The sequence below is a fragment of the Sphingopyxis microcysteis genome, from assembly GCF_012274265.1.
Taxonomy (GTDB): domain Bacteria; phylum Pseudomonadota; class Alphaproteobacteria; order Sphingomonadales; family Sphingomonadaceae; genus Sphingopyxis; species Sphingopyxis microcysteis.
The window spans coordinates 602,778-626,133 of the sequence record NZ_JAANYY010000003.1; the positions used below are offsets into that span (position 1 = coordinate 602,778).

Here is a 23,356-nt window from a genome sequence, read left to right on the forward strand (position 1 = left end):
ATGAGCAAGCCAGCGCATTTCATCTGGTATGAACTGATGACCAGCGATCCCGCCGGCGCCGCCGCCTTTTATGGCGCGGTGGTCGGATGGACGATCGCCAGCCACGCCGACCCCGCGGCGGGCGACATGGATTATCGCATGATTGGCCGCAGCGATGGCGGCAATGCGGGCGGCGTACTGGCGCTGAATGCCGACATGCTCGCCGGTGGCGCCCGGCCGATCTGGATGGGCTATCTTGAAGTCGAGGATGTCGATGCCGCGATCGACGCGATCAAGGCCGATGGCGGCGCGGTACAGATGGCCGCGATGGACATCCCGGTCGGACGGATCGCGATGGTGACCGACCCGCAGGGCGCGCCCATTTACATCATGGACCCGATCCCGCCCGAAGGCGTCCCGGAGGGGGCCAGCGATGTGTTTTCGGTGACCGAGCCGCAGCGCATCCGGTGGAACGAGCTGGCTACGTCGCACCCGGATGCCGCGGTGCGTTTCTACACCGGGCATTTCGGCTGGCGACAGGAGGGCGAGATGCCGATGGGCGAACTCGGCGCCTACCGCTTCATCCAGAGCGGCGACGACACAATCGGCGCGGTGATGCCGTTGATGGCGGGCTATCCGGCGCCGGTGTGGAATTTCTATATCGGCGTCGACGACATCGATCGCGCCCATGCCGCGGTGACCGCGAACGGCGGCACCGTGACCAACGCACCGATGGAAATTCCCGGCGGCGAATATGCGATGAACGCGATCGACCCGCAGGGCGCCGCCGTCGGCTTTGTCGGGCCACGCAAAGCCTGATCACCAATCCCCAGGAGAGAAACGATGACCAAGACCCCTTTGACGCTCTGCCTCTGGTATGAAGGCGATGCCGAGGACGCCGCGAATTTCTATGCCAAGACCTTTGCCAACAGCCATGTCGGCGCCATCCACCGCGCACCCGCCGATTCGCCCGGCAGCAAGGCGGGCGATGTGATGACGGTCGAATTTACGCTGCTCGGCACCCCCTGCCTTGGCCTCAACGGCCCGCCGATCTTCAAGCATAACGAAGCCTTTTCCTTCATCGTCCACACCGACACGCAGGACGAAACCGACCGGTTGTGGGACGCGATCACCGGCAATGGCGGCCAGGAAAGCGTGTGCGGATGGTGCAAGGACAAATGGGGCGTATCGTGGCAGATCACCCCGCGCGTCCTGCTCGAAGCGACCACCAACCCCGACAAGGCGGTCGCCAAGCGCGCGTTCGAGGCGATGATGACGATGAAAAAGATCGACATCGCGGCGATCGAAGCCGCTGTAAAAGGGTAAGCCGATGCTGATCCTCTACGCCCACCCCTTTTCGTCCTACGCGTGGAAGGCGCTGATCGCGCTTTATGAAAAGGGCATCGCGTTCGACTACCGCGCGCTCGAAACCGCGGAGCCGTTCACGCACTATGACGAACTGCGGTCGCATTGGCCGGTCGGGCAATTTCCGCTGATCGTCGACGATGGCGTGCCACATTTCGAATCGTCGATCATCATCGAATATCTCGACCAGAAAATCGCGGAACCGCAATTGATCCCCGCCGACCCGCAGGTGGCACTCGACGTCCGCTTCCTCGACCGGATTTTCGACAATCATTTTCAGGCGCGTTTTCAGGCGGTGGTTGCCGAATATCTTCCTTTTATCACGGAGAAACCGGACCTTGCCCGCATAGCGCGCGCGCGTGACCTGCTCGAGAAGGCCTATGGCTGGCTCGAGACGAGGCTGCCTGATGACGGCTGGGCGACGCCGCACGGCTTTTCGCTGGCGGACTGTTCGGCGGCACCGGCCCTCTTCTACGCCGACTGGGTGCATCCGATCGATCCACGCCATGCGCGGGTGCGTGCCTATCGTGCCCGCCTGCTGGCGCGGCCGAGCGTGGCGCGGTGTATCGAGGAAGCCCGCCCCTATCGCAGCTTCTTCCCGTTAGAGGTGCCGGACCGCGACTGACAAAATGACCGTCCCGCAACGGGGTTAACGGCGCGCTGACGCTGGCGCTTTGCGATTTGGTCATCGCACGTGCGCGAGGGCGGGGGCATGGTTTTGCCGACCGCCTTGTTTCGCACGCTGTGCGTCGCGCTTTGCGCGGCGGTGCTCGCGTTCGCCCCGGCGCATGCGCAGCAGGGGATCACCGTCACCACGACCGTCAGCTGGACGTGGGAAGAGGTGGGCGGTGACGACGAAAACGCCGCCTTTGACGACGAGGTCTTGGACGATGAGGCCGCACTGCTCGACGACGAAGCGCTGGCCGAAGACGCCGACCTGACGGCGACGCGGCGCTATGCGCCGAGCGCGACGCTCGCGACACTCGGCCGCGCCAAGGCGCATTATGGTCCCTTTGCGGTGATCGACGCTAGCACGGCGCGGATGGCTGGCGACGTGACATCGGCGACCCCGCGCCAGTTCGCGGCGATGCTCGCCGCCTTCCCGGGGCTCAAGCGGCTCGAGATGATCGACTGTCCGGGCAGCCTCGACGAGGATGCAAACCTGATCCTGGCGCGCGCAATCCGCCGCGCGGGACTGGAAACCGTCGTGCCGAGTGGCGGTTCGGTGCGCTCGGGCGCGGTCGAGCTATGGCTCGCCGGCAGCACCCGCCGCGCCGCGCCCGACGCCGAATTCGGGGTGCATAGCTGGGCCGACGATAGCGGGCGCGAGGCAAACGACTATGCCGCGAACGATCCGGTACATGCCGAATATCTCGGGCTTTATCGCGAGCTGGGGATGGATGACGCCAAGGCGCGCGCCTTTTACGCGCTGACCAACAGCACCCCGTTCGACGAAGTGCGTTACCTGACCCGCGACGACATGGCGCGGTTCGTCACGCTGCACTGATCATCGGCGGTAGGGCGCTCGCAGCGGCCTAGGGTCAGGATCCTAGCAGTTGCCCTGGACACCATCGGCACAGTCGCCGACCGATTCAACATCCTTCGCTGCACCGTCAATGGTATTGCACGCCGACAGGAAAAACATCGACCCGCTGATCGCAAAAATCGTCAGAAGCTTTTTCATTCTCTCTCTCCGACAAAAGGGCCGACCGCCCTCTCGTTTCGATGCTTTCGGCAACGGTGGGGTGAAAGGATCGTTCCTTGGTGTCGGTGGCGCGCTGGCCGAAGCGTTCCAAAAGACCGCTGGGCCGGGGTGAATAGGGGGTATGGCGCTGCCGCGCCCGAAAGCTTTTGGTCTTGCCGCGCGGCGCCCTCCTCCCCACATCGACCCCCATGGCAAAGCGCAGCCTCTACCAGCGATTGCGGTCGACCGCGCAGGTGCGGCTGGCGCTGTTCGTGCTGGGCGTGTTGCTGATCCTGATTTCGCCGATCGTCGGCGTCCTGCCCGGTCCGGGCTTTCTGATCCTGTTCCCGATCGGATTGATGCTGTGTCTCCAGAACAGTGCCTGGGCAAAGCGCATCTATGTCCGGTTCAAGCGGCGCCACCCGCGCTATGCCGCGTGGACCGACCGGGTGATGCGGCGAACCAGCGCGGCCCGGCGGCGCGAACGCGAGGCGCTGGCGAAGGGCGCCCGCGAAACGCCGGAAATCCGTGCCAATGCCGATTGACTTTGCCTCGACTCTCGCCTATCCGCGCCTCCATCGGTGGCCGCCCACGTTTGGCGGCCCTTTTCTGTTAAAGCCTTGCAAGAGATTTAGGGACAACCGCGATGAAGCGCACCTTTCAACCCAGCAACCTCGTGCGTGCACGTCGCCACGGCTTCCGCGCCCGCAAGGCAACCGTTGGCGGCCGCAAGGTTCTGGCCAACCGCCGCGCCCAGGGCCGCAAGAAGCTGTCGGCCTGATCGCTGACGCTTAGGCGCCAGTGAAACTGGTGCGAACGCTTTCAAAACGCAGCGAATTTCTGGCCGCCAACCGCGGCCTTCGCTTTCCCATGCCCGGCTTTGTTCTGCTCGTCCGCGCCCGCGGCGACGACGATAGCGCGATGGGCATCGGTTACACCGTGAGCAAGAAAGTCGGCAACGCCGTCACCCGCAACCGGATGAAGCGCCGGCTGCGCGAGCTGAGCCGCGCCGCGCTGCCCGAATCGGGGATAGCGGGCGCCGACCATGTGCTGATCGGACGGCCCGGCGGCAACGACATCCTCTTTGCCGAGCTCGGCGAGCAGCTCGATTCGGCGCTCGCGCGCGCGGCGAAGAAATTGGCGCGATGAGGCCGCCCCCCCTGCTTCGTCACCCCGGACTTGATCCGGGGTCCATTCCGGCCCCGACGTCATCGACCCCGGATCAAGTCCGGGGTGACGAAACTGGCGAAATCGCGCGTAAAGTTACGCAGTTTTCCGGGCTTTTGCGATGATCGCCAAACTGCTCATCCTGATCGCGCGCGGTTGGCAGCTTGGCCCGTCGCGGCTGCTGCCGCCGACATGCCGCTATTCTCCCTCGTGCAGCGCCTATGCGATCACGGCGCTGTCACGCTATGGTGCGATCAAGGGTGGCTGGCTCGCGACAAAGCGGCTATTGCGCTGCCATCCTTGGGGCGGGCATGGCCATGATCCGGTGCCGTAGCTGCCGTTTTCCCCGACATTTTTTGAGACGAAGAGAGACCGTAGAGCGTGGACGACAAGCGTAATCTGATCGCGGCAATTTTATTGTCGGTGGCCATCCTGATCGGCTGGAACTTCGTCTCGGCGCAGTTTTTCCCGACCCCCGCCAAGCCCGACGTGACGACCACGGTCGCGGGTGCCAACGGCACCCCGGCAACCACGCCCGCCGCGCGAGGCCAGCCGAGCGCGCTGCCGACCGCCACCGCCCCCGCTGCCCCCGCGACGCAGGCGATCCGCCCGGTCGAAGCGGCGCTGGCCGAGGGCAACCGGATACCGATCGCCACCCCGGCGCTGGCGGGTTCGATCAACCTGGTCGGCGCGCGCATCGACGACATCACGCTGACCAAATATCGCCAGACGATCGCCAAGGATTCGCCGCCGGTGCGCCTGTTCGCCCCGGGCGGTACCAAGGCCGCCTATTTCGCCAGCATCGGCTGGTCGGCGCAGGGCGTTCAGGTGCCGGGGCCGACGACGCTGTGGACCGCGAGCGGCAGCAAGCTGACCCCGACGACGCCGGTGACGCTCAGCTGGGCCAATGGCACCGGCCAGACGTTCCGCATCGAATATAGCATCGACGCCAATTACCTGATCACCGCCAAGCAGACGATCGCCAACACCGGCACCGCGCCGGTGAGCGCGAGCAGCTTTGCGCTGCTTGACAGGCTGGGCAAGCCGACCGACCCGCACGAGCAGGACAGCATCACGATCCATGTCGGCCCGACCGGCTATCTCGACGGCAAGTCGGTGTTCGACACCGATTATGAGGATCTGGAGGAGGCGCCGAACCGCACCGTGCGTTATAATTCGGCAGGCTGGCTCGGCTTTACCGACAAATATTGGCTCGCGGCGGTCGTTCCGGCCAAGGGCGAACGCGTGACCGCAGCCATTAGCTCGCCGAGCGCCAACAATTACCAGACCCTGTTCGCGCGCGATTTCGCGCAGGTCGCCCCCGGCCAGCAGATCGCGACGACCAGCCGCATCTTTGCCGGTGCGAAGGAAGTCGATATCCTGGAAACCTATCAGGACAAGCTGGGCATCACCCGCCTGTCGAACGCGATCGATTGGGGCTGGTTCGAATTTTTCGCGGTACCGATTTTCAAGCTGCTGCACTGGCTGTTCCTGCAGGTCGGCAATTTCGGCGTCGCAATCATGGCGCTGACCCTGATCATCCGCCTGCTGATGTTCCCGATCGCCAACCGGCAATTCTCGTCGATGGCGCAGATGCGCGTCGTCCAGCCGAAGATGAAGGCGCTGCAGGAACGCTTCAAGGACGACAAGCCCAAGATGCAGCAGGAGCTGATGAAGCTCTACAAGGACGAAAAGATCAATCCGCTGGCCGGCTGTCTGCCGATCCTGATCCAGATCCCGATCTTTTACGCGCTGTACAAGGTGCTGATGCTGGCGATCGAAATGCGCCACCAGCCGTTCATCCTGTGGATCAAGGATCTGTCGGCGCCCGATCCGCTGCACATCCTGAACCTGTTCGGCCTCTTGCCCTTTACCCCGCCGTCGATCCTGGCGATCGGTGTGCTGGCGGTGATCCTGGGTGTGACGATGTGGCTCCAGTTCCGCCTGAACCCCGCCCCGGCCGACCCGGTGCAGCAACAGGTGTTCAAGATCATGCCGTGGCTGTTCATGTTCATCATGGCGCCGTTCGCGGCGGGCCTGCTGCTGTACTGGATCACCAACAACATCCTGTCGATCGCGCAGCAGCAGTGGATGTACCAGAAGTTCCCGGCGCTGAAGGCGCAGGCGACGACGTGAGCGATCGCGACGACCTTGCGCCGGGAGCCGATCCCGAAAGGGCGGAACGCGCGCGCAAGCTGTTTTCGGGGCCGATCAATTTTCTGAAATCGGCCCCGGCGCTTCAGCATCTGCCGAACCCGACGATGCCCGAAATCGCCTTTGCGGGCCGTTCGAACGTCGGCAAATCGTCGCTGCTCAACGCGCTGACCAACCGCAACGGGCTGGCGCGCACGTCGGTGACCCCGGGGCGGACGCAGGAGCTCAATTATTTCGACGTCGGCGAGCCATTGGTATTCCGGCTGGTCGACATGCCGGGTTACGGCTTTGCCAAGGCGCCGAAGGATGTCGTCAAGAAATGGCGTTTCCTGGTGAACGACTATCTGCGCGGGCGGCAGGTGCTGAAACGCACTTTGGTGCTGATCGACAGCCGCCACGGACTGAAGGATGTCGACCGCGAGTTCCTGGAAATGCTCGACACCGCGGCGGTGAGCTATCGCATCGTGCTGACCAAGGCCGACAAGGTCAAGGCGAGTGACCTCGCCGCGATCCATGCCGCGACCGAGGCCGAGGCGCGCAAGCACCCCGCGGCGCATCCGGAAGTGATTGTGACTTCGTCCGAGAAGGGCTTGGGGATCGCCGAGCTGCGCACCGCAGTGCTGGAGGCGGTGGAGGTATAATCCTTCTCCCCTCCCGCTTGCGGGAGGGGTCGGGGGAGGGCATGTTGCGTCACCCATAGGGCCATACAGGCCCTCCCCTAGCCCCTCCCGCAAGCGGGAGGGGGACTTGGAGACCCCATGAAACTGTTCATCGGCAACAAGGCCTACTCCAGCTGGAGCCTGCGCGGCTGGCTCGCCGCCAAGCATAGCGGCCTGCCGTTCGAGGAAATCGCCGTCCCGCTCTACAATGAGGAATGGAACCAGCGCCGCGAGGGCGACGAGTTTGCGCCGTCGGGCGGCAAGGTGCCGATCCTGTGGGACGGCGACGACATCGTCGTGTGGGATAGCCTGGCGATCATCGATTATCTCAACGAAAAGACCGGCGGCACCAAGGGCTATTGGCCCGACGATATGGCGGCGCGCGCGATGGCGCGGTCGATGGCGGCCGAAATGCATTCGAGCTTCGCGGCGCTGCGCCGCGAGCACAGCATGAACATCCGCCGCATCTTTCCCGCCGCCCAACTGACCCCGGAAGTGCAGGCCGATGTCGTCCGCATCCTGCAAATCTGGGCCGAAGCGCGGGCGCGGTTCGGCGGCGCGGGCGATTATCTGTTCGGCGACTGGTCCGCCGCCGACATGATGTTCGCGCCGGTGGTCACCCGCTTCATCACCTACTCGATCCCGCTACCGCCCTTCGCGCTCGCCTATATGCAGGCGGTGATCAGCCATAAGTGCATGCAGGACTGGATCGGCGGCGCGCAGGCCGAGGATTGGGTGATCGAGAAGTTCGAGGGGCCGGTCGAGAGCTAGGGTAAAGACCCTAGGATTGCGGCGCCGCGGTCATTGCGAACCAGACCGCCACAGCGACGATCATCAGGGCCAATATACGGCGAATCAGGCGGGTCCGCGCGGGATCAGCGAGCCATTCGCCGATCCGGCTGCCCGCCAGCACAAGGCCCACGTGAACCGCCGTCGCGATAGCGATGCTGGCCAAAGCCAGCGTGAAGGCAAGTCCGAAGCCCGGAATCTGGCCGCCGTTGAACCTGGGAATGACGACGACATAGAAGAGCATGGCCTTTGGATTGAGCAGGTTGACCACCAATCCCGAGAGGAAATGATGCCTTGCCCGTCCGGCATCGATGGCGCGCGCAGGCGAATTCTCACCGCCATCGCGCCAGCTTTCCCACGCCAGCCACAACAAAAATGCTGCACCGCCCCAGCGCAAAGCCTGCCAAAGCGTCGGGCTGGCCGCTACGACAAACGCAATCCCCAAAGCCGCCGCCAGCGCATTAATGAACAAGCCGATCGCGATCCCCGCGGTCGCCGCCAGCCCGGCGCGCCGACCGTCGCCCATCGATAGCGCCGCAAGCCACGCCATGTTCGGGCCCGGCGTCAATTCGATCAACAGCACCGCCAGCGCGAAACCAACCCAGTCGGCGGCGCTCACGGAATCCGCTTCGTCGGATAGGGCGTGCCATCCTTGTGGAAATAGCCGTCGGGCGTAAACAGCATGTCAATGTCGGAATAGCCGCCGCCGGTGTCATATTTCTTGCCGCCGCCGAGCGCGACGAACACGCAGTCGGCGTCCGATTCATTGACCAGATGGTGGCCGTTGGTGCTGCCTTTCGGCCACACAGCGATATCGCCGGGGCGCATCGGCCAGCGGCCGTCGTCCTCGATCAGGGTCGCTTCACCCGAAATCATCACCAGCATCTCGTCCTCGCCGTCGTGCCAGTGGCGCTGCGACGACCAGGCGCCGGGTTTCAGCACGACATGGCTGGCGGCAAAATCGCTGAGGCCGGTGGCGGGCGCGAGGCGGCGGTACCAGCGGCCCTGCACCGCCGCATCATAGGGCGCGGGGTAGCCGGTGGCGTTGGTTTGCGGGATGGCGTCAAGGTCGAGTTTGGGCATGGCGTCTGTTCCTGTTGCGGCGCGCATGGGCGCGAACCAAGCTCCTTTGTTTCGCACAAAGACACAAAGACACGAAGAGGGCGGTCAATGATCGCTGATCGCGGTTTGCCGTCGCAGACGACATACAGAAAGGCGCTGCGCACCAAAGAGAAAAGCGACAGCCGCGTTTCCGCTCGGCTTCTTCGTGTCTTCGTGTCTTTGTGCGACCCCCCATTTCTATCGGCTCGACTTGGCGCGGCGTCAGCGGGTAAGGGGCGGGCATGCCCACGCACATCGACCCCGTCACCCTCGCCCAGGCGCTGATCGCCGCGCCCTCCGTCACACCCGCGACCGGCGCGGTGTTCGATGTGCTCGAGGCAGCGCTCACCCCGCTGGGCTTCACCGTCGAGCGCTTTATCGACGGGATCGAACCCGACGGGCCGGTCGAAAATCTGCTCGCGGTGCGGCGGGGTAGCGGCCCCGTCCATTTCGGCTTTGCCGGGCATCTCGACGTCGTGCCGCCGGGGGTTGGTTGGACCGGCGACGCCTTTGCCCCCGAAATTCGCGGCGACCTGCTCTACGGGCGCGGCGCGGTCGACATGAAGGGGTCGATCGCGGCCTTTGTCGCCGCCGCCGCCGCGACCCCGGTCGATGCCGGAACGATCAGCCTGATCATCACCGGCGACGAGGAAGGCCCGGCGATTTTCGGCACCCGCGCGCTGATGGAGCATATGGCGGGGCGCGGCATCGCGCCCGACATGATCGTCGTCGGCGAACCGACGTCGGTGAACAGGCTCGGCGACATGGTAAAGATCGGACGGCGCGGGTCGGTCAATATCTGGATCGACGTGCCGGGAACGCAAGGGCATGTCGCCTACCCCCACCTCGCCGACAATCCGATCCCCAAGCTGGTGCGGATCATGGCGGCGATCGACGCGGTGACGCTCGACAGCGGCAACGACTGGTTCCAGCCGTCGAATATCGAATTCACCGACATCGAGGTCGGCAATGGCGCGACCAATGTCATCCCGGCGTCGGCGCGCGCGCGACTGTCGATCCGCTTCAACGACCAGCACAAGGGCGCCGATCTGGTCGCGATGGTCGAACGCATCGCGCACGACGTCGAACCCGCCGCCAAGGTGCTCGGCAAGATTTCGGGCGAAGCATTCCTGACCCCGCCGGGCGAGCTGTCGGAGCTGGTCGCCGAGGCGATCCGTGCCGAGACCGATGTGGTGGCGGAAATGTCGACGACCGGCGGAACGTCGGACGCGCGCTTCCTGCATGCGCTGTGCCCGGTGGTCGAATTCGGGCTGACCAACGCGACAATGCACAAGCTGGACGAGGCGGTGGCGGTCGCCGATCTGCACAAGCTGACCGCGATTTACCGCGGGATATTGATGCGGGCTTTGCTGGATTAAATTGATCTCACGCGAAGGCGCGAAGAAGATCAGAAAGAGATTTCTCACACAAAGACACAAAGGCGCAAAGACAACGGGTTATACCTAGGCCGCTGCGACGGATCACGCGTCGCGTCATTTGTGATTGCCTGCGACGATGGTCTTACCTCACGGACTTTCATCCCGCTTCGTGTCTTTGTGTCTTTGTGTGAGATTTTTCTTCTTCGCGCCTTTGCGCCTTTGCGTGAGATCAATCGTCCCTTGCGCGCCGCAGGATCACATAGACCGCGCCCGCGCCGCCATGACTGATATGCGCGGGGCGCAGCGCGACGATCTGGTCGGCGTGGGGCGAACAAGCGAGCCAATCGGGCAGCGAGGCGCGGATCGCGCCGCGCGGGCGCGGGTCGCCGTGCATTGTCGGCAGGCGGTCGGCGCCGGGGCGGAGGCGACCCGCCACGACGAGCAGCACGCGCGCGCCGCGCAGCAGCGCACGGCCGATCGCATCGTCGAGCAGCGTCTGCGCCGAGGCGAGGCTATGCCCATGGAGGTCGATGCTGAGGTCGGGGCGGACCAGCCCCTTGCGCAGGCGGCGGTCCCAATGGCCGTCGAGCGTCGCGGCGCTGTGGGTGCGGCGCGGCGGCGGCAGTTTCGTGGCGGGACGGACGGGCGCCGCCGGGGCGGCGGGGCGGCGCGGGGTCGGCGCAGGCGGGCGGATCGTCGGCGGGGCTGCGGGCGCGAGCGGCACTTTCGCCTTCACCAGCGGCTTCACCGTCGCCGCGACCTTTTTCCACAGCGCGCTTTCGTCGGGATCGAGCCGCCGCGCCATCGCGGCGTCAGCGCGCCGGGATCAGCCGCGCGACGCTGGCGCGCGGGAGCAGCAGCAACGCCGAACCGCGCGCCGCCATGCCGCCAGCGATCGCGCGCGCATCCTCACCCGCGCCCCAGAAGCTGTCGAAGCGGTTGGCGCCCTTGATCGCGCCGCCGGTGTCCTGCGCCACCCACAGCCCGTTCGGTTCGGCACGGTCGAGCGAGAGGAAGACGGGGGCGCCGAGCGGCACATATTTGGGATCCGCAGCGACGCTGGCGCGACCGGTCACCGGCAGGCCCATGGCGCCGAGCGGGCCGGGGCCGGTGAGTTCGCGGAAGAACACCCAGCTGGGATTCTCGTTCATCACCGCGGCGCCGCGTTTCGGATCGGCGCGCAGATAATCGAGGATGCCCTGCATCGACGCCTGTCCGCGCTGCAATTCGCCGCGGTCGAGCAATAGCTTGCCGATGCCGACATAGCCGCGGCCATTCTGGCTGTCGTAACCGATCCGCATGACGCCGCCGTCGGGCAGGCGCAGGCGGCCCGAGCCCTGCACTTGCAGGAAGAAGAATTCGGCGGCGTCGGCGGCATAAGCGATTTCGAGCCCGCGCCCTTCGAGCGCGCCGCTTTCGATCGCGGCGCGGTCGTAATATTGCACCAGCTTGCTGCCCTCGACGCGGCCGCGGATCGTCCGGCCCTTCAGCTCGTCGGAAAATTGCCCGAGGTCGACGTCGACCAGATCGGCGGGGCGGCGATAGATGGGGACGTCATAGCCCGGGCGCTTCGTGCGCGATCCGGCGATTTCGGGTTCGTAATAGCCAGTGACAAAGGCGGTTCCGGCGCCGATCTGCACCGTCCCGAAATAACGCGAAAAAAAGGAAGCGGCATCGCTGTCAGCCCAGTTTTTCGCGGCGTTGCAGCTTTCGGCCCAGTCGGCGCCCTGCGTCAGCCCGCTGACATCGGCGCGGCGCTGGACCGAAGGACAGCTGATGCGAAAGGCGGCAAGCGCGGCGCTTGCCTGTTCGGGAGCGATGCCAAGTGACGCAAAATCGGGGCCGGCAATGACGCCGCTTGCCGCCGCCGTCGTCGCGTCGGCCGGGACCGCGGGGGCGGGCAGCGCCGGGCGCGGCGTGGCCGGGATCGGCCTCGCCGCAACGCCGCCACTTTCCGATGGCCGCGGCTGATAGGGGCGCGGCGTGGCGCCCGACGGCCTCGCTGCGGGTGCCGGTGTGGAGGCGGCGGGGCGGCTGCCTGCATCGGGGATCACCGACGCGCATCCCGCGAGAAGCGGTAATACCGCGACCAAGGACAATCCGAAAACCCGCATCCGGCGCTTCCCGGACGAACCAAGCGCGGGCATCGCGGTCAGGCTGCTTCGATTTCGTCGAGCAGCCAGTTGGGATCGTCGCTGCCGATAGCGCGGCGGAACGTCCACAGGTCGTCGGTGCGCGACGCATCGCTCATCGACCCGGCGATCATCTTGCCATCGGCGTCGCGCGTGACCGCGCTGATGTCGGCCTGATAGCGCACGGTGACGCGCGCTTCCTTGCGGTCCATCTCGACCGCGACAATCTTCGCCGACTCGATGCCAATCAGGCGATTCTCCAGCTTTTCGCCGCGCGCATCGCGCGCCTCGATCGCCTCGACAAAGGCTTCGTAACTGTCGTCGTCGCACAGGTCGCGCAGCGTATCGCGATCGCCCTTCCAATAGGCTTCGAGGATCATGCGGTACGCCGCCTCGGCGCCCTCCATGAAGCGGCCGGCATCGAAATTGCGGTCGGTCGCGAGCAATTGGCGCAGGCCGATTTCGGCGGCAGGTTCATAGACTAGGCCCGAGGTGTCGGGTGCACCGATCGGCGCCGACGGCGCGTCGCCATCGTCCAGCCGCACCGGCGCGGGCGGCGCACGCTCGTCGCGGCGCGGCAACACCGGCTCCTGCTCGTGCCCGGTGCGCTTGCCGAGTACAGAGTACAGCCGCATGCCGAGGAAGGCGGCAATCATGGCGAGCAGGACGATCGAAAAAGCAGTCACGGGCAAAAGTCCAATGCGGGCAATGGAAACATCAAGGCCGATACATAGGCGATGCACGGCCAAGTTTCAAACGCCATGGCCCCGCCGATGCGGCAGGTCAACGATTCACCCCCAGCAAAGCGCCGCCGCGATCCCATTGTGCTGGCTGGCGCGCGCTGCTAAGCGCCGCCGCAACCGTCTGCCGCAGTCCCGACACGGCCTGCAGCGCGGATCCTGTTTCATCTTTTCGAGCGAAAGCAATGCACCATGGCTGACGAGACCAGCGCCGACATCAACAACCCCGCCCTGCAGCCCAATGGCGAAGATACCAGCCCGGCGATCGGCCTGATCTCGCAATATGTCAAAGACCTGTCGTTCGAAAATCCGAACGCGCCCGCGGTTTACCAGTGGCAGGATGCGCCGCAGATCGACGTCCAGTTCAACATCGCCGCCGAAGGGGTCGGCGAGAACCTGTTCGAAGTAACCTTGAAGATCGACGTCACGTCGAAGGCCGATCAGGGCACGATGTTCGTGATCGAGCTGAAATATGCCGGACTGTTCGGCGTCCGCAACGTCCCCGAAGACCAGTTGCAGCCGTTTTTCCTCGCCGAAGCGCCGCGCATCCTGTTCCCCTTCGCGCGCCGCGTCGTCGCCGATGCCGTCCGCGACGGCGGTTTTGCGCCGCTGCTGCTGGAACCGATCGATTTCCACGGCCTGTTCATGCAGCAGGTCCAGGCGCAGACCGAAGCCGGGGAACTGGGCGACGCCGTTCCGGTCGGCCAGGCCTGATCTGACGGCCTTGGCCCTCCTGACTAAACCCCTCCCCTTCAGGGGAGGGGCAGCGAGACTTGGCTCGGCAAAGCCGGGCCTCGTCGCAGCGGGGTGGGGTCTTTCGGCCTTGCTCTACGCCGCGAAACCCCACCCCAACCCCTCCCCTGAAGGGAAGGGGCTTTACCGGTGAGCGGCCTGCTCAAAAGCGTCGGGACGATCGGCGGGCTGACGATGGTCAGCCGCATCTTCGGCTTTGCGCGCGACATGCTGCTCAGCCGCATCCTCGGCGCCGGCGGCGTGGCCGATGCGTGGCAGCTGGCGTTCCAGCTGCCCAATATCTTTCGCCGCCTGTTCGCCGAGGGTGCTTTTGCCGCCGCCTTTGTCCCGCTGTTCAACCAGCGGATGACCAAGGAAGGCGACCATAGCGAGGCGCGCGCCTTTGCCGATGCGGTGCTGGCGGTGCTGATCCCGATCCTGATCGTCTTTTCGGCGCTGCTGCTGATCGTCATGCCGTGGATCATGCACCTGTTCGCCAGCGAGGCGCTGCGCGCCGACAGCGAAAAATTCGACCTGACGGTCATGATGGCGCGCATCGCCTTTCCGTATCTGGCGTTCATGAGCGTCGCGACCTTGTTCGCGGCGATCCTCAACAGCCTGTCGCGCTTTGCCGCGGCGGCGGCGGCGCCGATTCTGCTCAACATCTGCCTAGTCGCAGCCTTGCTCCTCGGCATGGTCACCGGCGATGGCGGCGAAGCGGCCAAGGCGGCCACCGGCCTGTATCTGGCGATTTCGGTGTCGCTGGCCGGGCTGTTCCAGCTCGTCTGGCTCCTGTTCTGGGTGCGGCGCTCGGGCTTTCGGCCGGCGCTCCGCCGCCCGCAGCTGACCCCCGGCGTGCGCGAAATGGGGGTGCTGATCCTGCCCGCGGTGTTCGGCGCCGGGGTCTATCAGATCAGCCGCTTCGTCGATCTGTTCTTCATCGCCTCGCTGCCCGACAAGAGCATCACCTATCTGGCGATGGCCGATCGGCTCAACCAGCTGCCGCTCGGCATCATCGGCATCGCGCTCGGGACCGCGATCCTGCCCGCGCTGTCGCGCTTCGTGGCGCTCGACGACCGCGACGGGGCGGCGCGCCTGCAAAGCAATGCGGTCGAACTGGCGATGCTGCTGACCGTGCCCGCGGCAGTCGCGCTGTTCGTCGCCGGTCCTTCGATCACCAGCGCCTTTTACGTCGGCGGCCAGTATAGCGTCGCCGACGGCCTCGCGACCGGCGCGGTGGTCGGCGGGCTCGTCGTCGGCCTGCCCGCCTATGTGCTGGTCAAGGTGCTGGTTCCCAATTTCTTCGCGCGCAAGGACACCCGCACCCCGGTGTGGACCGCCGCGATCTCCTTGCTCATCAATATCGGCCTCAACCTGGCGCTGATCCCATCGCTCGGCATCGTCGGGCTGGCGCTCGCCGGATCGATCGCAGCGTGGTGCAATGTCGCGATGCTCTATGCCATCCTGCACCGCAAAGGCCTGTTCCGGCTGACCGGGCGGGTCGCCGGGCGGATCGCGCGCATCATCCTTGCCGCGGCGGCGATGGCGGCGGCGCTGATGGTGGCAATCCCGCTGGCGGGCGACGCCTTTGTCGGCGGGGTGTTCGAGCGGATCGTTGCGCTGAGCGCGATCGTGGCCCTGGGCGGGCTCATATTCTTTGGTTGCGCCATGCTGTTCGGCGTGGTCAATCGCGACACCATCGGCCAGCTGCGCCGACGCAAACTCTAATGGGACAGATATGATGCGGACGTTATCGGGCATTCAGCCCACCGGAAACTTGCACCTCGGCAATTATCTGGGCGCGATCCGCAACTGGGTGCGGATGCAGGACGAGATGCCGGGCGACAAGCTCTATTTCCTCGCCGACCTGCACGCGATCACCGTCCACAACGACCCCGCCGAGCTGACCGCGAACACGCGCGAGATGGCGGCGGCGCTGATGGCCGCAGGGATCGACCCCGCCAAGGCGATCCTGTTCAACCAGGCGCGCGTCCCCGCCCATGCCGAGCTCGGCTGGCTGCTGTTCTGCACCGCCCGGATCGGCTGGCTGAACCGGATGACGCAATTCAAGGAAAAATCGGGCAAGAACCGCGAGGGCGCCAGCGTCGGGCTTTACGCCTATCCGGTGCTGCAGGCCGCCGACGTCCTGCTCTATCAGACGACGCATGTTCCCGTCGGCGACGACCAGAAACAGCATCTGGAGCTTGCGCGCGACATCGCGACAAAATTCAACCTCGATACGGGAACCGAGACGTTCACGCTCCCCGAACCGACGATTCCGAAGGCCGCGGCACGGATTATGAGCCTGCGCGACGGCAATGCCAAAATGTCGAAATCGGACCCGAGCGATGCGAGCCGCATCAACCTGGTCGATGATGCCGACACGATCATGGCCAAGATCCGCAAGGCCAAGACCGACGCCGAACCGCTGCCGTCGGAGGTCGCGGGGCTGGAAGGGCGCGCCGAGGCACGCAACCTCGTGTCGATCTATGCCGCGATGGCCGATGAAAGCGTCGACGACGTGCTGGCGCGCTTCGCCGGACAGGGGTTCGGCGCGTTCAAACCTGCTTTGGGCGAACTGCTCGTCGAAAGCCTGCGCCCGATCGCCACGCGGCTGACCGAACTCAAGGCCGACCCGGCGGCGATCGATGCGGCGCTGGAGGATGGCGCGGCGCGCGCGGCGGCGCTCGCGCGGCCGACGATCGACGCCGCCTATGCGGCGTTGGGGCTGTGCCGCTAATCGTCTGACCGGGCTTGCTTATTGGCAGCGGCACCCGATATCGGATAGGGAACCATGATGCGACGAGCCGGGTTCAACCAAGGTTAAGTCGCATCGGCGCAGTCATGGTATAAAGCGCCAGAGATGTGCGCCCCCGAATCACGGAGCCAAGACGATGAGCAATTCGACCCTTCGCCACCTCGGCCTTCGCCGCTTGGGACTCGCCGCGATGACCGGCGCCGCGCTGGCGCTCGCCGGCTGCGCGACGCCGTTCAAGGCCGATGTCGCGCGTTTCCAGACCCAATTGCCCGCGCCGCAGGGCCAGAGCTTTGTCGTCGAGGCGAACAACCCGGCGCTCGCCGGCGGCATCGAATTTGGCCAATATGCCAATCTGGTCGCGGGCGAGCTGACGCGATACGGTTATCGCCCCGCCGCACCCGGCGAGCGCGCCGATCTGGTCGTGCGGATGGACTATGGCGTCGACAAGGGGCGCGAACGCGTCGTGTCGAGCCCCGGTTTCGGCGACCCCTGGTATGGCGGCTATCGCGGCTATTATGGCGGCGGCTTCTATCGCCCGGTGATCGTCACCGGGCGCGGCGGGCGCCGCTACGTCTATGGCTATCGCGACCCCTTCCTGTGGGGCGGGTTCGGACCCGGCTTCGGCGGCTATAATGATGTCAGCAGCTATACGGTCTATACCAGCGGGCTGAACCTGCAGATCAACCGCGCCGCCGACGGATCGCGCCTGTTCGAAGGCCATGCCGAGGCGCAGTCGCGCGACAACAATTTGCAAACCATCGTCCCCAATCTGGTCGAGGCGATGTTCACCGGCTTCCCCGGCAATTCGGGCGAGCGGGTGCGGATCACCGTGGCGCCGCCCGAAAAGGGGTGAGATTGCTGCACGGCTGAAAAAAACGGCCCGCCTTTCGGATGAAAGGCGGGCCTTTTTTGTTTTGGCGTGTGGAGCAATGTCGGGTTGCGACCGGAAGTTGCCGCGCAATCATCGTCATCCCGGACTTGATCCGGGATCCATTCACGCACCGTCGGAAGAATGGATCCCGGATCAAGTCCGGGATGACGATGGTGTGGAAACGACCGACGGAAGAAAGACGTCGCCCCCGCCTTCGCGGGGGCGACGGTATGGGTACGTCCGCTCCCTCCCCCCCAAAAAAAAGCCGTCGATACCCCGCGCCGCCTCCAGCGCTGTGGACAATCCCGGGGATAACCCCGGCATCACCCTGTGGATCAGCTGTTCAAACTGCGCCGGATCGCGGCGATTTCGGCGTCGAGTTCGCTGTCGGCGACGCGCAGCGCCTCGACCGTGCGCACCGCGTGGATCACCGTCGAATGATCGCGTCCGCCGAAACGGCGGCCGATCTCGGGATAGGAGCGCGGGGTGAGCTCCTTGGCCAGATACATCGCGACCTGCCGCGGGCGCGCGACCGCGCGGACGCGGCGTTTCGACGCCATCTCACTCTTGTCGAGCCGGTAATGCGCGCACACCGCGCGCTGGATCTCGTCGATCGTGATCCGCGGGCGCGCGCTGCGGACATTTTCGGCGAGCCGATCCTCGGCAAGCGCGAGGTCGATCGTCATGCCGGTGAGCGCGGCATAGGCGAGCAGCTTGTTCAGCGCGCCTTCGAGCTCGCGGATATTGCGCGTGAAATGCTTGACCAGATAGGCGACGACCGCGTCGGGCACCTCGACCATCGGCATCGCGGCGAGCCGCTGGCGGATGATGCGTTCGCGCAGGTCATCCTCGGGCGCCTCGATGTCGGCGACCAGCCCGCCCGACAGGCGCGACAGCAGCCGCGCCTCGACCCCCTCGAGCATCGACGGCGGGCGATCGGCGGTGACCACCAGCCGCTTGCCCGCGGTCATCAGATCGTCGATCGTGTGGAGCAATTCTTCCTGCGTCGAATTCTTGCCGATGACGAACTGGAGGTCGTCGAGCAGCAGCAGGTCGGCGGCGCGGAGCCGCGCCTTGAACGCCATCATGTCGCCGCCGCGCATCGCGCCGACAAATTCGAGCATGAATTTTTCCGCCGACATCAGGATGATGTCCGCGGTCGGATGCGCCGCGGCATAATCCTGCGCGATCGCCTGGAGCAGGTGGGTCTTGCCCTGGCCGGTACCCGAGCAAAGGTAGAGCGGGTTGAACTGCGGTGCTTCGACCATCGCCATGCGCCGTGCGGCATTGGCGGCGAGAATGTTGCTGCGTGCAATGACGAAACGGTCGAACGACAGCCGCGGGTCGAAACCGAGCAGCGCCGGATTGGCGGCGGGCGGCGGCGGGTCGAACGCCGGGAGCGGCGGGCTGGCGAGGATGGCAGCACGTTCGCTGGCCCCAGCACCACCCCGCACGGTGACACCGCGCACCGCAGGCAGTTGCTGACGCCATGCAAGCTCGAGCCGGTCGCCGAAGCGTTCGTTGATCCAATTGGCCGAAAAACGGCTGACGGTTTCGAGCGTCACCACCCCCGACATCGCGCAATAATCGCCAAAGCGGACGGGTTTCAGCCAATGGTCGAAGGTGCGCACGCCGAGGTCGCGGCGCAAGCCTTCGGCAACGCGCGGCCACAGCGCTGCGGCATCGCCGCTCATCGCCCTGTCCTTCGCATCATAGCCATCCCGATTCCCGCTGTCTGTCACGCCCGCACCGCCCCCGCTGAACCCCCTGCCGCCCAGCGCTTCACGGAGCCGCTTCACACGCCGATTCGTCGCCCGCGCGATGACGCAGGCATCCTGCCCGGGACCGAAGGCCCGAAGAAGTGCGAATCATGTCGATGTGGCGGCCACCGGCGAAGGCCGACGACGCACCTGTCTAGTCAGGGCAAAGCGAGTCGAGCAAGGGGCGGTGGTGTAAAAATACTGAAATAAAAATCTTGACTCGGCAGGGGCGCCAGAATCACGTCAAAGTCGCATTTTTAATATATTTATCAGATACTTAAATGTGACATTCGCGTTGCAGATCAACGAATCGCCGTAAATCCGTCACTTACCGCGCTGCAACACATTTGCCATCGTCCGGTCACAATATCGGGCACAAAAAAAGACCCGCGGGCGCGATGCCGGCGGGTCTTTTTTGTTCCCTTTCGGGACAGCGAAATCAGGCGATCGCGTTGACGCTCTTGGTCAGGCGCGAGAATTTGCGCGCCACGGTGTTCTTGTGCAGCACACCCTTGGCAACGCCGCGCGCCATTTCGGGCTGCGCCGCCTTCAGCGCGGTCGCCGCGGCGTCCTTGTCACCGGCGATGATCGCGTTCTCGACCTTCTTCACCAGCGTGCGAATGCGCGAAACGCGATTCTTGTTCACGATGGTGCGCGCGGTGTTGCGGCGGATGCGCTTTTTTGCCTGGGGCGTATTGGCCATAAATTCCTCGGTTTTCAAACGGTCTAAGTCGGTCGGAGCACAGCGTCACCGGAGCAGCCGAATCGCGCGTAACGTGCGAATCAATGTCCGGATACGGCCGGTTCCGGAACACCGGACCCTGCTCGAAGGGTGCGCCCATAGCCAGCAAGGCCGCTTTGGTCAATGCATATTGCACGGATTTCCCGCATCAACGCTGGCATTTGGGGCAGTAGAAGGTCGATCGCCCGCCCTGGACGAAGCGCGCGATCGTGCCGCCGCATTCGCAGCCTTCGCCCTCGCGGCCATAGACGCGCCAGTCCTTGGCGAAATAGCCAAGCTCGCCATCGGGCTGTTTATAGTCGCGCAGGGTCGACCCGCCCGCCGCGATCGACGCCTCCAGCACCGCCTTGATCGCGGGGACCAGCACCGCGAGTTTGGCGCGCGAAACGTCGGCGGCAGGCTTTGCCGGGTGGATGCGCGCCATGTTGAGCGCCTCGCACACATAGATGTTGCCGAGCCCCGCAACGATCGTCTGGTCGAGCAGCATCGCCTTGATCGGCGCGCGCCGCCCCGCAAGCGCCTTCGCGAGATATGCGGCGTCGAAACTGTCCGATAGCGGCTCGGGGCCGAGGGTGACGAAGGCGGGAAAAGCGGTGAGCGGATCGCCGGCGACCAGATCGACCGACCCGAACCGCCGCGGATCGTGGAGCATCAGCCGCTGCCCCGCGGCGGTATCGATCAGCAGATGGTCGTGCTTGCCGGGTTCCCCCGCGCCGATCCGCCAGCTCCCCGACATGCCAAGGTGAAAGATCATATGGTCGCCGCGGTCGGTCGCGATGATGCCATATTTGGCGCGGCGCGACAGGCCGGTGACGATCGATCCGGTCAGCCGCTGCGCCAGATCGACGGGGAACGGACGGCGCAGGTCGGGACGCAGCGTCGACACGCGCACCAGCTGCTGGCCGCTGAGGTGCGGCGCGAGGCCGCGGACGGTGGTTTCAACCTCGGGAAGTTCGGGCATATCGCGCATCGGGCTACGCGCCATTTGCTTGCGCTTCAACCCTTGGCTAAAGGCCGATCAGACTTCGCTTCTCCCCCGCAAAGGCGCCGCCACGATGACCACCCCCGATACCGTCAGCTTTGGCTATGAACAGGTTCCCGCGACCGAAAAGACCGCCAAGGTCGGTGAGGTGTTCAGCCGCGTCGCGCGCAAATATGACATTATGAACGACGCGATGTCGGGCGGGATGCACCGGCTGTGGAAGGACCGCTTCGTGCGCCGGGTGAAGCCGCGCGAAGGCGAGGCGATCCTCGACATGGCGGGCGGCACCGGCGACATCGCCTTTCGCATGGAGCGCTTCGGCGCCAGCATCACCGTTGCCGACATCAATCCCGACATGCTGGGCGTCGGGATGGAGCGCGCGGCGGGGCGCGGGATCGACACGCTGGTCTGGTCCGAGCAGAATGCCGAGACGCTGTCGTTCCCCGACCAGTTTTTCGACGCCTATACGATCGCTTTCGGCATCCGCAACGTCACCGACATCCCGGCGGCGCTGAAGGAAGCGCACCGCGTGCTGCGCTACGGCGGGCGCTTCTTCTGCCTGGAATTTTCGACCAACGAATGGCCGGGCTTCGCGCAGGCCTATGACGCCTATTCGCACCATCTGGTGCCGAAGCTCGGCAAGCTGATCGCTGACGACGAGGACAGCTATCGCTATCTGATCGAATCGATCCGCCGCTTCCCGCCGATGCCCGAGTTCGCGAAGATGATCCGCGAAGCAGGCTTCACCGCGGTGAAGGTCGAACCGATCCTCGGCGGGCTGGTGGCGATCCACAGCGGGTGGAAGGCTTGACCCGTCCCGTCACCCATATCCTGCGCCTGCTGAAATGGGGCCGTATCCTCGCGCGCCACGGGGCGCTGCGCGGGATCGAGACCGCGCCGCAGACGCCGCCGGGGGTCAAGCGCCTGTGCCGGATCGCGCGCTTCGGCACCGGCCAGCCCAAAATCCCCGACTATGCCGCCGCGTTTCAGGCAATCGGCCCCGCCGCGGTCAAGCTGGGCCAGACGCTCGCGACGCGCCCCGATCTGGTCGGCGAGGAGGCCGCGCGCAACCTGCTGAGCCTGCAGGACGCGCTGGCGCCGGTGCCGTTCGACCGCATCCGGCAAGAAATCGAGTTCGTGTTCGAAGCGCCGCTGGAGAGCCTGTACCGCGAATTCGATCCCGACCCGGTGGGATCGGCGTCGATCGCACAGGTGCACCGCGCGGTGACCACCGACGGTCGCCAGGTCGCGGTGAAGGTGCGCCGCCCCGGCATCGACAAGCAGTTCGCGCGCGACATCGAAACCTATGAATGGGCGGCTGCGCATCTGGAGGCGCTGGGCGGCGAAGCATCGCGGCTGCGCCCGCGGCAGGTGATCGCCAATTTCCGCCGCTGGACCTTGCGCGAACTCGACCTGCGCCGCGAAGCCGCCTCGGCATCCGAGCTCGCCGACGCGATGGTCGGGGTGCCGACCTATGAAGTCCCCGCGATCGACTGGGACCGCACGACCAGCCGCGTGATGACGCTGAGCTGGATCGACGGCATCAAGATTTCGCGCCGCGATGCGCTGATCGCGGCGGGTCACGACATGGAGGCGCTGGCGCGCAACCTGGTTCACGCCTTCCTGCGCCAGGCGATCGCCGAGGGCTTTTTCCACGCCGACATGCATCAGGGCAATTTGTTCGTGAAGGCCGACGGCACGATCGCCGCGGTCGATTTCGGCATCATGGGGCGGATCAACCGGCAGGCACGCTACTGGCTCGCCGAGATCCTCTACGGCCTGACCACGGGCAATTACCGCCGCGTCGCCGAGATCCATTTCGAGGCGCAGTACGTCCCCGATTATCACAATGTCGACGAATTCGCGACGGCGCTGCGCGCGGTCGGCGAACCGATGCGCGGCAAGCCGGTGAGCGAGCTTTCGGTCGGGCAAATGCTCGACGGCCTGTTCGCGATCACCCGCGATTTCGACATGCAGACGCAGCCGCACCTGCTGCTGCTGCAAAAGACGATGGTGATGGTCGAAGGCGTCGCGACGATGCTGAACCCGCAGATCAACATGTGGGACGTGTCGGGACCGTTTGTGAAGGAATGGATCCGGGACGAACTCGGCCCCGAGGCGGCGCTCGCCGATGGCCTCCGCGAACAGGGCAAGACGCTGGCGCTGATCCCCGACATCATCCGCCGCCTCGACGAACAATTGCCGCGCAAGGGCGCCGCGCCGCCCGCGCCGCCGCTGCCCGACATTCCGCTGATGTGGGAACGAGGTGAGCGGCGGGTGTGGTGGCGTTATGCGCTGACCGCGGTGGTCGGAGCGGCGGCGGGTGCGGGCGTGCTCCAGTGGCTCGGTTGACACGCAGACA

General features: G+C 65.5%; 27 protein-coding genes. 18 read left to right on the top strand and 9 right to left on the bottom strand.

Annotation, left to right across the window (positions count from 1 at the left end; all coding sequences use genetic code 11):
• The 4 genes from G9408_RS10625 to G9408_RS10640 all read left to right on the top strand — a co-directional run bounded on the left by G9408_RS10625 (position 1) and on the right by G9408_RS10640 (position 2,851).
• The gene (locus G9408_RS10625; RefSeq protein WP_168453949.1) at positions 1-798 is read left to right on the top strand and encodes a VOC family protein; all 798 of its coding nucleotides are present in this window, start codon (positions 1-3) and stop codon (positions 796-798) included.
• Between the two features lie 24 nt (positions 799-822).
• On the top strand, positions 823-1,305 hold the full coding sequence (locus tag G9408_RS10630; protein ID WP_168453950.1) for a VOC family protein: 483 nt from the start codon (positions 823-825) through the stop codon (positions 1,303-1,305).
• A gap of 4 nt (positions 1,306-1,309) precedes the next feature.
• On the top strand, positions 1,310-1,969 hold the full coding sequence (locus G9408_RS10635; RefSeq protein WP_168453951.1) for a glutathione S-transferase family protein: 660 nt from the start codon (positions 1,310-1,312) through the stop codon (positions 1,967-1,969).
• An 87-nt stretch (positions 1,970-2,056) separates the two neighbouring features.
• A complete protein-coding gene (locus tag G9408_RS10640) occupies positions 2,057-2,851 on the top strand; it encodes an alpha/beta hydrolase (protein WP_168453952.1) in 795 nt (264 codons plus the stop codon).
• 42 nt (positions 2,852-2,893) lie between these two features.
• Here the strand turns inward: G9408_RS10640 and G9408_RS10645 are convergent, their stop codons facing one another.
• Positions 2,894-3,028, bottom strand: coding sequence for an Entericidin EcnA/B family protein (locus tag G9408_RS10645; protein WP_168453953.1), 135 nt, complete (start codon positions 3,026-3,028; stop codon positions 2,894-2,896).
• 209 nt (positions 3,029-3,237) lie between these two features.
• On the opposite strand from G9408_RS10645, the gene G9408_RS10650 reads away from it, so the two are divergent.
• The 7 genes from G9408_RS10650 to G9408_RS10680 all read left to right on the top strand — a co-directional run bounded on the left by G9408_RS10650 (position 3,238) and on the right by G9408_RS10680 (position 7,779).
• A complete protein-coding gene (locus G9408_RS10650; RefSeq protein ID WP_168453954.1) occupies positions 3,238-3,573 on the top strand; it encodes a hypothetical protein in 336 nt (111 codons plus the stop codon).
• 101 nt (positions 3,574-3,674) lie between these two features.
• The gene (rpmH, locus tag G9408_RS10655; protein ID WP_037517054.1) at positions 3,675-3,809 is read left to right on the top strand and encodes a 50S ribosomal protein L34; all 135 of its coding nucleotides are present in this window, start codon (positions 3,675-3,677) and stop codon (positions 3,807-3,809) included.
• Between the two features lie 29 nt (positions 3,810-3,838).
• On the top strand, positions 3,839-4,177 hold the full coding sequence (gene rnpA / locus G9408_RS10660) for a ribonuclease P protein component (RefSeq protein ID WP_168453955.1): 339 nt from the start codon (positions 3,839-3,841) through the stop codon (positions 4,175-4,177).
• A gap of 139 nt (positions 4,178-4,316) precedes the next feature.
• On the top strand, positions 4,317-4,529 hold the full coding sequence (yidD, locus tag G9408_RS10665; RefSeq protein ID WP_168453956.1) for a membrane protein insertion efficiency factor YidD: 213 nt from the start codon (positions 4,317-4,319) through the stop codon (positions 4,527-4,529).
• A gap of 47 nt (positions 4,530-4,576) precedes the next feature.
• Positions 4,577-6,331, top strand: coding sequence for a membrane protein insertase YidC (gene yidC / locus G9408_RS10670; protein WP_168453957.1), 1,755 nt, complete (start codon positions 4,577-4,579; stop codon positions 6,329-6,331).
• Positions 6,328-6,990 (top strand): ribosome biogenesis GTP-binding protein YihA/YsxC, encoded by a 663-nt coding sequence (gene yihA, locus G9408_RS10675; protein WP_168453958.1) that lies wholly within the window; start codon positions 6,328-6,330, stop codon positions 6,988-6,990. Before yidC ends, yihA begins: the two co-directional genes overlap by 4 nt.
• Positions 6,991-7,107: 117 nt before the next feature.
• Entirely contained in the window at positions 7,108-7,779 is a 672-nt protein-coding gene (locus G9408_RS10680; RefSeq protein ID WP_168453959.1) for a glutathione S-transferase family protein, read from the top strand.
• 10 nt (positions 7,780-7,789) lie between these two features.
• Here G9408_RS10680 and G9408_RS10685 read toward each other — a convergent pair whose 3' ends face one another.
• On the bottom strand, positions 7,790-8,416 hold the full coding sequence (locus G9408_RS10685; protein ID WP_168453960.1) for a LysE family translocator: 627 nt from the start codon (positions 8,414-8,416) through the stop codon (positions 7,790-7,792).
• Positions 8,413-8,880, bottom strand: coding sequence for a cupin domain-containing protein (locus tag G9408_RS10690; protein ID WP_168453961.1), 468 nt, complete (start codon positions 8,878-8,880; stop codon positions 8,413-8,415). The genes G9408_RS10685 and G9408_RS10690 overlap by 4 nt, the downstream gene beginning before the upstream one ends.
• 260 nt (positions 8,881-9,140) lie before the next feature.
• On the opposite strand from G9408_RS10690, the gene dapE reads away from it, so the two are divergent.
• The gene (dapE, locus tag G9408_RS10695; protein ID WP_168453962.1) at positions 9,141-10,277 is read left to right on the top strand and encodes a succinyl-diaminopimelate desuccinylase; all 1,137 of its coding nucleotides are present in this window, start codon (positions 9,141-9,143) and stop codon (positions 10,275-10,277) included.
• Positions 10,278-10,506: 229 nt separating this feature from the next.
• Here dapE and G9408_RS10700 read toward each other — a convergent pair whose 3' ends face one another.
• Genes G9408_RS10700 through G9408_RS10710 form a run of 3 tightly spaced genes read right to left on the bottom strand, consistent with a single transcriptional unit; the run spans position 10,507 to position 13,095 of the window.
• Positions 10,507-11,082 (bottom strand): Smr/MutS family protein, encoded by a 576-nt coding sequence (locus G9408_RS10700; protein ID WP_168453963.1) that lies wholly within the window; start codon positions 11,080-11,082, stop codon positions 10,507-10,509.
• Positions 11,083-11,089: 7 nt separating this feature from the next.
• Positions 11,090-12,391: a murein transglycosylase A gene (mltA, locus tag G9408_RS10705; protein WP_168453964.1), complete on the bottom strand. Its 1,302-nt coding sequence runs from the start codon at positions 12,389-12,391 to the stop codon at positions 11,090-11,092.
• 38 nt (positions 12,392-12,429) lie between these two features.
• Positions 12,430-13,095 carry a Tim44/TimA family putative adaptor protein gene (locus G9408_RS10710; protein ID WP_168453965.1) on the bottom strand — a complete coding sequence of 222 codons (666 nt, stop codon included), beginning with the start codon at positions 13,093-13,095 and terminating at the stop codon, positions 12,430-12,432.
• Positions 13,096-13,341: 246 nt separating this feature from the next.
• Between G9408_RS10710 and secB the strand changes: the two genes are divergently transcribed.
• The 4 genes from secB (at position 13,342) to G9408_RS10730 (ending at position 17,492) form a co-directional block, all read left to right on the top strand.
• Entirely contained in the window at positions 13,342-13,863 is a 522-nt protein-coding gene (gene secB, locus G9408_RS10715) for a protein-export chaperone SecB (protein WP_168453966.1), read from the top strand.
• A gap of 168 nt (positions 13,864-14,031) precedes the next feature.
• Complete coding sequence (murJ, locus tag G9408_RS10720) at positions 14,032-15,609, top strand: murein biosynthesis integral membrane protein MurJ (RefSeq protein WP_168453967.1); 1,578 nt, start codon at positions 14,032-14,034, stop codon at positions 15,607-15,609.
• Positions 15,610-15,622: 13 nt separating this feature from the next.
• Positions 15,623-16,621 carry a tryptophan--tRNA ligase gene (gene trpS, locus G9408_RS10725; RefSeq protein ID WP_168454121.1) on the top strand — a complete coding sequence of 333 codons (999 nt, stop codon included), beginning with the start codon at positions 15,623-15,625 and terminating at the stop codon, positions 16,619-16,621.
• A gap of 154 nt (positions 16,622-16,775) precedes the next feature.
• Positions 16,776-17,492: a DUF4136 domain-containing protein gene (locus G9408_RS10730; RefSeq protein ID WP_168453968.1), complete on the top strand. Its 717-nt coding sequence runs from the start codon at positions 16,776-16,778 to the stop codon at positions 17,490-17,492.
• Positions 17,493-17,845: 353 nt separating this feature from the next.
• On the opposite strand, the gene dnaA is transcribed toward G9408_RS10730, so the two are convergent.
• From dnaA to mutM, 3 genes are all read right to left on the bottom strand, one after another.
• Positions 17,846-19,204, bottom strand: a complete 1,359-nt coding sequence (dnaA, locus tag G9408_RS10735; protein ID WP_210423313.1) for a chromosomal replication initiator protein DnaA — start codon at positions 19,202-19,204, stop codon at positions 17,846-17,848.
• Between the two features lie 505 nt (positions 19,205-19,709).
• Positions 19,710-19,973, bottom strand: a complete 264-nt coding sequence (gene rpsT / locus G9408_RS10740; protein WP_120218405.1) for a 30S ribosomal protein S20 — start codon at positions 19,971-19,973, stop codon at positions 19,710-19,712.
• A gap of 187 nt (positions 19,974-20,160) precedes the next feature.
• Positions 20,161-20,973, bottom strand: a complete 813-nt coding sequence (gene mutM / locus G9408_RS10745; protein ID WP_168454122.1) for a bifunctional DNA-formamidopyrimidine glycosylase/DNA-(apurinic or apyrimidinic site) lyase — start codon at positions 20,971-20,973, stop codon at positions 20,161-20,163.
• 94 nt (positions 20,974-21,067) lie between these two features.
• Between mutM and G9408_RS10750 the strand changes: the two genes are divergently transcribed.
• On the top strand, positions 21,068-21,805 hold the full coding sequence (locus G9408_RS10750; RefSeq protein ID WP_168453970.1) for a class I SAM-dependent methyltransferase: 738 nt from the start codon (positions 21,068-21,070) through the stop codon (positions 21,803-21,805).
• Positions 21,802-23,346, top strand: coding sequence for a 2-polyprenylphenol 6-hydroxylase (gene ubiB, locus G9408_RS10755; RefSeq protein WP_168453971.1), 1,545 nt, complete (start codon positions 21,802-21,804; stop codon positions 23,344-23,346). The genes G9408_RS10750 and ubiB overlap by 4 nt, the downstream gene beginning before the upstream one ends.
• Positions 23,347-23,356: the final 10 nt, after the last annotated feature.

Bases quoted from the DNA above. Each gene is read 5' to 3' on its own strand.
- G9408_RS10625 (WP_168453949.1), top strand. From the start codon at position 1: ATGAGCAAGCCAGCGCATTTCATCTGGTATGAACTGATGACCAGCGAT.
- G9408_RS10630 (WP_168453950.1), top strand. From the start codon at position 823: ATGACCAAGACCCCTTTGACGCTCTGCCTCTGGTATGAAGGCGATGCC.
- G9408_RS10635 (WP_168453951.1), top strand. From the start codon at position 1,310: ATGCTGATCCTCTACGCCCACCCCTTTTCGTCCTACGCGTGGAAGGCG.
- G9408_RS10640 (WP_168453952.1), top strand. From the start codon at position 2,057: ATGGTTTTGCCGACCGCCTTGTTTCGCACGCTGTGCGTCGCGCTTTGC.
- G9408_RS10645 (WP_168453953.1), bottom strand. From the start codon at position 3,028: ATGAAAAAGCTTCTGACGATTTTTGCGATCAGCGGGTCGATGTTTTTC.
- G9408_RS10650 (WP_168453954.1), top strand. From the start codon at position 3,238: ATGGCAAAGCGCAGCCTCTACCAGCGATTGCGGTCGACCGCGCAGGTG.
- rpmH (WP_037517054.1), top strand. From the start codon at position 3,675: ATGAAGCGCACCTTTCAACCCAGCAACCTCGTGCGTGCACGTCGCCAC.
- yidD (WP_168453956.1), top strand. From the start codon at position 4,317: ATGATCGCCAAACTGCTCATCCTGATCGCGCGCGGTTGGCAGCTTGGC.
- G9408_RS10680 (WP_168453959.1), top strand. From the start codon at position 7,108: ATGAAACTGTTCATCGGCAACAAGGCCTACTCCAGCTGGAGCCTGCGC.
- G9408_RS10690 (WP_168453961.1), bottom strand. From the start codon at position 8,880: ATGCCCAAACTCGACCTTGACGCCATCCCGCAAACCAACGCCACCGGC.
- dapE (WP_168453962.1), top strand. From the start codon at position 9,141: ATGCCCACGCACATCGACCCCGTCACCCTCGCCCAGGCGCTGATCGCC.
- G9408_RS10700 (WP_168453963.1), bottom strand. From the start codon at position 11,082: ATGGCGCGGCGGCTCGATCCCGACGAAAGCGCGCTGTGGAAAAAGGTC.
- mltA (WP_168453964.1), bottom strand. From the start codon at position 12,391: ATGCGGGTTTTCGGATTGTCCTTGGTCGCGGTATTACCGCTTCTCGCG.
- secB (WP_168453966.1), top strand. From the start codon at position 13,342: ATGGCTGACGAGACCAGCGCCGACATCAACAACCCCGCCCTGCAGCCC.
- trpS (WP_168454121.1), top strand. From the start codon at position 15,623: ATGCGGACGTTATCGGGCATTCAGCCCACCGGAAACTTGCACCTCGGC.
- G9408_RS10730 (WP_168453968.1), top strand. From the start codon at position 16,776: ATGAGCAATTCGACCCTTCGCCACCTCGGCCTTCGCCGCTTGGGACTC.
- dnaA (WP_210423313.1), bottom strand. From the start codon at position 19,204: ATGAGCGGCGATGCCGCAGCGCTGTGGCCGCGCGTTGCCGAAGGCTTG.
- rpsT (WP_120218405.1), bottom strand. From the start codon at position 19,973: ATGGCCAATACGCCCCAGGCAAAAAAGCGCATCCGCCGCAACACCGCG.
- mutM (WP_168454122.1), bottom strand. From the start codon at position 20,973: ATGCCCGAACTTCCCGAGGTTGAAACCACCGTCCGCGGCCTCGCGCCG.
- G9408_RS10750 (WP_168453970.1), top strand. From the start codon at position 21,068: ATGACCACCCCCGATACCGTCAGCTTTGGCTATGAACAGGTTCCCGCG.